The 1,203-nt window shown below is 32.4% G+C and carries 2 protein-coding genes; both read right to left on the reverse strand.

Annotated features, from left to right (window positions below):
- Positions 1-520, reverse strand: a 520-nt coding sequence (locus LE179_RS06270) for a hypothetical protein (RefSeq protein WP_374129521.1), incomplete at its 3' end; no start/stop codon positions are given.
- A gap of 437 nt (positions 521-957) precedes the next feature.
- The coding region (locus LE179_RS06275) for a hypothetical protein (protein ID WP_374129522.1) at positions 958-1,203 on the reverse strand (246 nt) is incomplete at its 5' end.

The raw sequence follows: 1,203 nt of genomic DNA on the forward strand, positions 1-1,203 counted from the left end.
TGAAACCATGTTGCCGTTTCAAAAAAACGATTTTTACTTTTAGTTGAGGATCTACAATATTCTTTTTTACTCGTAATGTAAGCGTTTCTAAGAACATAGATTTATCATTGATTTCGCTTGTATATCCTGTCAAATGCCCGGTTGATTGATGATAATAAACTCTGTGCGGTTCTTCTGCGACAGAAATTCCCGGCAGATAAATTCTTTTTTCTTGTATCTTTAACATTTCGGCAAAAGTAAGATTATCTACAAGCTTTATAGCTTTGCCTTTATTTAAAACTTGATTTTGAGGAACTTTTACTTCTCTTCCGATAATTTTGCTTAATTCTTTTAGGATATATTCGGAAGGCGTTAAATTTTTGTCAGGAGAAGAAAATAGCACTGTATAAATAAATTTATTTCCTGCTATAGGCTGACCGTCAGACGAATAAATTATTCCCCTCGGCGCTCTTTCTCTTGTATTATAAGTTCTTTGTTGCTCCGATGTTTTTTTATACTCGTTGCCTCTTACAATCTGCAACTCAAAAAGACGAAAAGACTAGCACAAAAACATTATTAAAAAAACAAGCAAAACAAAGTTCTGTTTCTCAACAAACAAATCATAATTTTCTTTATCTTCTTTCTGCCATACCATTTATATTTCCTACAAGATATGCCGATTATTTTATTTTTATCTTTCATCGTCATTGCGAGACGTTATTCTAAGCAATCCGGAATTTGATATAAGTTTTTAATCTCTCAATCTTTGTTATACTATTCACAACGAAAAGAAAACAGCCTATTAGTAAACTATATTTATTCCAAAAACTTTTCAGCCGCCGCACATGGATAAATCTATGTTCTTAGAAACGCTTACATTACGAGTAAAAAAGAATATTGTAGATCTTCAACTAAAAGTAAAAAATCGTTTTTTTGAAACGGCAACATGGTTTCAGAACAAATCTATTATTGTTTTATTTATAAATGCGATTTCCGTTGATATTTAGCTAAACTCAACTCCGGCGATTGTTGCGCCGGCAAAATATATGCCGTCATTTTATTCAAAAACCAAAACACTAACGGAGTTACAGCCGAAGAGATTATAACTTTTGCCGCAAAAGCTATGCTGACAGAAAACGCTTTATTGCCGTCTAAAGTCAAAGCCAAATTAAACCCGATAACATAAACAAATCCTGCAAGAAACACTAATGCGAATTGAACAAA

This window comes from Candidatus Endomicrobiellum agilis (assembly GCF_020328115.1).
In the GTDB taxonomy this organism is placed as follows: domain Bacteria; phylum Elusimicrobiota; class Endomicrobiia; order Endomicrobiales; family Endomicrobiaceae; genus Endomicrobiellum; species Endomicrobiellum agilis.